This is a genomic window from Kribbella sp. NPDC026596 (assembly GCF_040638415.1).
GTDB lineage: Bacteria > Actinomycetota > Actinomycetes > Propionibacteriales > Kribbellaceae > Kribbella.
This window is the reverse complement of record NZ_JBEZYF010000140.1, coordinates 1-5,868: the sequence shown is the minus strand read 5'-3', so window position 1 is coordinate 5,868 and position 5,868 is coordinate 1. Positions and strand designations below refer to the sequence as shown.

Genomic DNA, 5,868 nt, shown 5'->3' with positions numbered 1-5,868 from the left:
CTCACATCGTGGGGCCCTCGTCGCTCCAGTCGCTTCGCTCCCTCCACTCCTCAGTCCAGGCCGGGAGGCCCCATGACCGCGCTCATAACCGCGACCGTCCAGGTTCGGGACCTGGTACGCCGATACGACGATCGCGCCGTACTCGATGGGCTGGACCTGGATATCGCGCCGGGTGAGTTCGTGGCGCTGCTGGGGAAGAGTGGATCCGGGAAGAGCACGTTGCTCCGGGCGTTGGCCGGGTTGGACTCCGATGTGGCCGGCTCCGGGGAGCTCGTCGTACCGGCCAATGTGTCCGTAGTCTTCCAGGACTCGCGGTTGTTGCCTTGGGCAAGGGTGTTGGACAACGTCGTCCTCGGGCTGCCGGGTGCTTTCGACCGCGGCCGGGAGAGTCTCGAGGAGGTCGGGCTCGCCGGGCGCGAGAAGGCCTGGCCGAACGAGTTGTCGGGCGGTGAGCAGCAGCGGGTCGCACTGGCGCGGTCGCTGGTGCGCGAGCCGGAACTGCTGCTCGCGGACGAGCCGTTCGGGGCGCTGGATGCACTGACCCGGCTGAAAATGCATGTGCTGCTGCGGAAGTTGTGCGCCGCCCACCAGCCCGCCGTACTGCTGGTGACGCACGACGTCGACGAGGCGATCGTGCTCGCCGACCGGGTGATCGTGCTCGACGAGGGCCGGCTGGTCGCTGAAGAGGTGGTCGAGCTGGGTGCGTCCCGTAGCCCGGCCGATCCAGGATTCGCCGCGGTCCGGTCGCGGCTTCTCGACGCGTTGGGAGTTTCGTTGTGAGCAAGCAGTTGCATCTGAACGCGTTCCTGATGAGCACAGGGCACCACGAGGCCTCCTGGCGGTTGCCGGAGAGCGATCCGTTCGCCAACACCTCGGTCGAGCACTACCAGGGGCTGGCCCGGACCGCGGAGCGCGGCAAGTTCGACTCGGTGTTCTTCGCGGACTCGCCGGTGCTGCTCGGGGACGTTGGCCGCCGGCCGGCCGGGACGCTCGAGCCGACGGTGCTGCTGACCGCGATTGCGGCGGCGACCTCGCGGATCGGGCTGATCGCCACCGCGTCGACGACGTACAACGAGCCGTTCAACCTGGCCCGGCGGTTCGCCAGCGTGGACCACGTCAGTGGTGGGCGCGCGGGCTGGAACGTCGTGACCACGGCGGGTCCGGAGGCGGCCCGGAACTTCAATCTCGCGGATCAGCCGGCGCACGCCGAGCGGTACGAGCGGGCCGCGGAGTTCCTCGAGGTGGCGTACAAGCTGTGGGACTCGTGGCAGGACGACGCGGCGGTCGCGGACAAGGCGGACGGCGTGTGGGCGGTGAACGACCGGGTGGTGCCGATCGACCATGTCGGGCGGCACTTCCAGGTGCGAGGCCCGCTGAACCTGCCGCGGTCGCCGCAGGGGCACCCGCTGATCGTGCAGGCCGGGTCGTCGGAGGACGGCAAGGGACTGGCGGCGCGGTACGCCGAGGCGGTCTTCACGGCCCAGCAGACGCTGGAGGACGCGCAGGACTTCTACCGGGATCTGAAGGCGCGGGCCGCGGCACTCGGCCGCGATCCGTCGTCGGTGAAGATCCTGCCCGGGATCGTGCCGGTCATCGGTGGGACGGTCGAGGAGGCGCAGCGGCTCGAGCGTGAGCTGGATTCGCTGATCCGGCCGGACTACGCGCGGCTGCAGCTGGCGAAGACGCTGAAGGTCAAGCCGGAGGACCTGCCCTTCGACGAGCAGTTGCCCGCGGATCTCCCCGACGAGGACGAGATCGAGGGTGCCAAGAGCCGCTACACGCTCATCGTCACCCTGGCCCGGCGCGAGAAGCTGACCGTCCGCGAACTCATCGGCCGCCTCGGCGGTGGCCGCGGGCACCGCACCTTCACGGGTACGCCGGAACAGGTGGCGGATGCGATCCAGCACTGGTTCGAATCCGACGCGGCCGACGGCTTCAACATCATGCCGCCGGTCCTCCCATCCGGACTGACCACGTTCGTCGACGAGGTGATCCCGATCCTCCAGGCGCGCGGTCTGTTCCGCACCGAGTACACAGGCACGACCCTGCGCGACCACTACGGCCTGGCTCGCCCGGTAGGCCGCAGCAAGGCGCTGCAGGAGGCGACCGCCTGATCCTTGTGCCGGCCCTGTCAGGTGGCAGGGCCGGCACAAGCTCAGTCGACGCGGACGACCAGCTTCCCAACGGCTTGGCCGTCCTGCATGATCCGGTGGGCTTCGCCGATCTGATCCATCGTGAAGACCCGATCGATGCGGATCGGGAGTTTGCCGGCCGCCACCAGGTCGACGTACTGCTGGAAGGCCTCTGCGGGGAGGTCGCTGCTCTCGCCGCCGTACGCCGCCAGCCGGACGCCGTTCGGGAGATAGCCGATCGGGTAGAAGTCGGGGATCGTCCAGTTGTCGCTGAGCATTCCGGTGAAACACACCGTGCCGTGCACCGCGGTCGCCTTCAGGGTGTCCGGCAGGACATTTGTGCCGACGAGTTCGAGGGCCGCGTTCACCCCGCCGGGCAGGATTTCCCGGACCTTCTCCGCAACGTTGCCATCGTCAACGATCGGGTAGTCGACCCCGAGTTCGCGCAACACCTCGGTGCGCTGGGGATTGCGCGTCGTCGAGAACACGGTCAGCCCGTGCTCCTTCGCCAGTACGGCGGCTGCGACCCCGACGGACGACGTACCGCCGCGGACCAGCAACGTCTGCCCGGGCTCGATCGCCAGGCCGGTGTGCAGCGAACCGTGGGCCGTCTGCAGCATCTCCGGCAGCGCGCCGAGCGTGGCCCAGTCGAGGTCCGTCGTCACCGGGATGACCGACGACGCCGGTACGACGGTGTACTCGGCGTACCCGCCATCGAACTCGCGGCCCATCCCGCCCATCATCGCCACCACCTGCCGGCCCGGCTCGAACTCGCCGCCCGGCGCCGCGTCGACGGTCCCGGCCGCCTCGATCCCCGGAATCACCGGGAACCGCGCGTTCGTCGCGAACCCCGCGCGCAGGTGGTACTCCGACCGGTTCAGGCCGAACGCCTCCACCTTGATCCGGACCCATCCGGCTGCGGGCTCCGGGACGGCAACCCGTCGTACCCGCATGTCCTCCGGCGCACCCGGACCGTCCAGCACGATCGCCCGCATCTCCATGCGCCCATCCTCGCTCGGCCGGGTGATGAGAAACCGTTTTCCAACGATCGGCGTGCCTCCGTGACTTCCTCACCTGACGGGGTGACAGAGTTGTCCATATGGGACAGAGCTTCCTTGGAAAGACGCGCCCAAGAGTGGTGGCCCACCGTGGCGCCAGCGAGATCAGTCCCGAGCACACGCTGGCGGCGTACCGCCGGGCGGTCGACGTGGGAGCCGACGGTCTCGAGTGCGACATCCGGCTCACCGCGGACGGACATCTGGTCTGCGTGCACGACCGCCGGATCGAGCGCACCTCCAACGGCCGTGGTGTGCTGTCCACGATGAGCCTCGAGGAGCTCGAGGCGTTCGACTGGGGTTCCTGGAAGACCCCGTGGGTGGATCTCGACGATGAGGCCGAGCTGCCGAGTCCCGACATGCGGAAGGTGTTGACCCTCGACAAACTGCTCTCCACCGTGCGCGACGCCGGCCGTCCGGTCGAGCTGGCGATCGAGACCAAGCACCCGACCCGGTACGCAGGTTTGGTCGAACGCCGCCTGATCGAGGCCCTCGACCGCTACGGCTGGGCGCATCCGAAGGTGGGCACGGAGTCCCCGGTGCGGGTGATGAGCTTCTCCTGGCTGTCGCTACGCCGGCTGCGGACGATGGCACCGGGTCTCCGAACGGTCCTGTTGATGGACCGCGTACCGCTCCGCTTCCGCGACGGTTCGCTGCCGACCGGGGTCTCGTACGCCGGTCCCAGCCTGGAGATCGTCACCGCGCACCCGGAGTACGTCGATCGCGCGCACAAGCACGGGCACCAGGTCCATGTCTGGACCGTCAACGCCGAGGCTGACGTCCGGCACTGCCGCGACATCGGCGTCGACGCGATCATCTCCGATCGGCCCGAGGCCGCGCTGAAGACCCTCGCCGAACCCGTCAAGCCGCCGGTTCCGACGGTCACCTACCCACCTCGGCGCCGCGACCGCCGGCAGTCCTAGCCGGCCGCGGAAGGGGTAGGACGCCGCCCGAGGCGACGAAGTTTGTTACACATCACGGGAGTTTTGTGTGGCGCGTGTCACGCAGTGCGGATACGTAGCGGAGTGAATGCGGGCCGTTATTGCAACGTTCATTTCTGTCGATTTCGTCTCGGTTTCTTCGGCTTTACGCGTGTGTGGCAGTCGGCTATGTAACGGAATACTTGCGATGGTTTTCCGGAGCCGGAAGCTGGGCAGATGTGATGGTGGCTGTACCGATCATCGAGGAGACCCTGCTTGTCCTCTGCGACCTTGCCCGCCGACGTGAGCGTTGTGGACGTCGTACTGCCGCACGACGTGTCCGCGGTAGCCGACTCCCGGCGCCGTCTGGCCGCATACCTGAAGCGCTACCGGGTCGCTGTAACCGCCTCCGACGACGCCCAGCTCGTCCTGTCCGAGCTGCTCTCGAACGCGATCCGGTACGCCCCGCCGTTGCCGGCTGGTGAAGTCCGCGCGGCCTGGTGGATCGACAAGGCCGGCATCCACGTCGAGGTGACCGACGGTCGCGGCGACACCGAACCGCAACGGATCAGCGACACCCATCCTGAGTCGATCGGCGGCCGCGGTCTCGCGATCGTCGACATCCTCACCTCGACCTGGGACGTGCGCACCGCCGCCACCCACCGCACCGTCCACGCGATCATCCCGAACTGACCGTCGTACCCCCGGCGGGTTGGCCGTGGGGCGTGGTCGGCTGCCAGACTGCGGGGTTATGGGAAAGAAGTCGCGGCAGCGCGCGAAGAACACGACGACCGTCACGCTCGATCCGGCCGACCTGGTGAACGTCGGCCAGCGGGAACCATGCCCGTGCGGTTCGGGCAAGCGGTTCAAGCAGTGCCATGGCCGGGAGCGGGCGCAGGCGGCGGACACCTTCGTGGTGCGGCCGTTCGAGGGCCTGCCGTCGGAGTGTGACCTGATCGCGTTCCGCGAGATCGTCCCGTCGGGTACGGCGGAGATCGTGCTGACCGCCGACGCCGGCAAGGATGCCGCGGGCAAGGTGGTCAACCTGGTCACCCTGCTGCCGATGGCGATGCCGGGCCTGGTCCGCGACGACGAGTCGATCTGGATCGGCCTGCAGACGCAGGCGTCGTCCGGTGACCCGAGCCGCGACCTCGGCCACGCGATCACCGCCGCGCTGCACACCGAGCCGGGCAACCCGATCCAGCTCGGCGACCTGATGAAGGAGGGTCCGCGGCTGCAGGACCTGATCGACACCTCGAAGCCGATCGAGGTGAAGGTCCACGAGGGCTTCGACTTCTGGGTCGGCGAGAACGTCGAGGACCCGACCGGCGAGGTCGCCGCGGGCCTGGAGCGTGCGAACGCGGCTGCTGCCCCGACCGTGCGGCTGGAGTCCGTCGAGGGCGCCTACTGGACGCAGATCGGCGACCGCCGTTACCTGCGCTGGGTGCTGCCGCACAGCGAGGACACCTTGCTCGACGCCCTCGCCCGCCTGCACGCCGCCGGCTCGTCCGCCCTCATCGAAGGCAGCCGCCTGATCGGCTCCTTCCGCGCCCTCGGCGTCCTGGCCCCCGTCTGGGAGCTCCCCGCCGACACCGAAGCCGCCGACGTCGAGAAGCCCGCCGCCGACTTCGCCGTGGCCCTGGACAAGGCCCTCGCCACCGAGGCCCCGCTGACCACCGAAGAACGCGCCGCCAAGGCCGGTCTCTCCAGCCGCCAGCTCACCATCCGCTGACCACCGAGAAGCCGAACGCCCGGGTGCAC

At 69.0% G+C, this 5,868-nt stretch carries 6 protein-coding genes; 5 read left to right on the top strand and 1 reads right to left on the bottom strand.

What is annotated here, in order from left to right; genetic code table 11:
* Positions 1 to 72: 72 nt before the first annotated feature.
* Positions 73 to 780, top strand: coding sequence for an ABC transporter ATP-binding protein (locus tag AB0E63_RS46080; RefSeq protein ID WP_360381154.1), 708 nt, complete (start codon positions 73 to 75; stop codon positions 778 to 780).
* Positions 777 to 2,114 (top strand): LLM class flavin-dependent oxidoreductase, encoded by a 1,338-nt coding sequence (locus tag AB0E63_RS46075; protein ID WP_360381152.1) that lies wholly within the window; start codon positions 777 to 779, stop codon positions 2,112 to 2,114. The genes AB0E63_RS46080 and AB0E63_RS46075 overlap by 4 nt, the downstream gene beginning before the upstream one ends.
* A 41-nt stretch (positions 2,115 to 2,155) precedes the next feature.
* Here AB0E63_RS46075 and AB0E63_RS46070 read toward each other — a convergent pair whose 3' ends face one another.
* Entirely contained in the window at positions 2,156 to 3,133 is a 978-nt protein-coding gene (locus AB0E63_RS46070; protein WP_360381149.1) for a zinc-binding alcohol dehydrogenase family protein, read from the bottom strand.
* 98 nt (positions 3,134 to 3,231) lie between these two features.
* Between AB0E63_RS46070 and AB0E63_RS46065 the strand changes: the two genes are divergently transcribed.
* The 3 genes from AB0E63_RS46065 (at position 3,232) to AB0E63_RS46055 (ending at position 5,839) form a co-directional block, all read left to right on the top strand.
* Positions 3,232 to 4,110, top strand: a complete 879-nt coding sequence (locus tag AB0E63_RS46065) for a glycerophosphodiester phosphodiesterase family protein (RefSeq protein ID WP_360381147.1) — start codon at positions 3,232 to 3,234, stop codon at positions 4,108 to 4,110.
* 273 nt (positions 4,111 to 4,383) lie between these two features.
* Complete coding sequence (locus tag AB0E63_RS46060) at positions 4,384 to 4,800, top strand: ATP-binding protein (protein WP_360381144.1); 417 nt, start codon at positions 4,384 to 4,386, stop codon at positions 4,798 to 4,800.
* A gap of 58 nt (positions 4,801 to 4,858) precedes the next feature.
* On the top strand, positions 4,859 to 5,839 hold the full coding sequence (locus tag AB0E63_RS46055) for a DUF5926 family protein (protein WP_360381141.1): 981 nt from the start codon (positions 4,859 to 4,861) through the stop codon (positions 5,837 to 5,839).
* Positions 5,840 to 5,868: the final 29 nt, after the last annotated feature.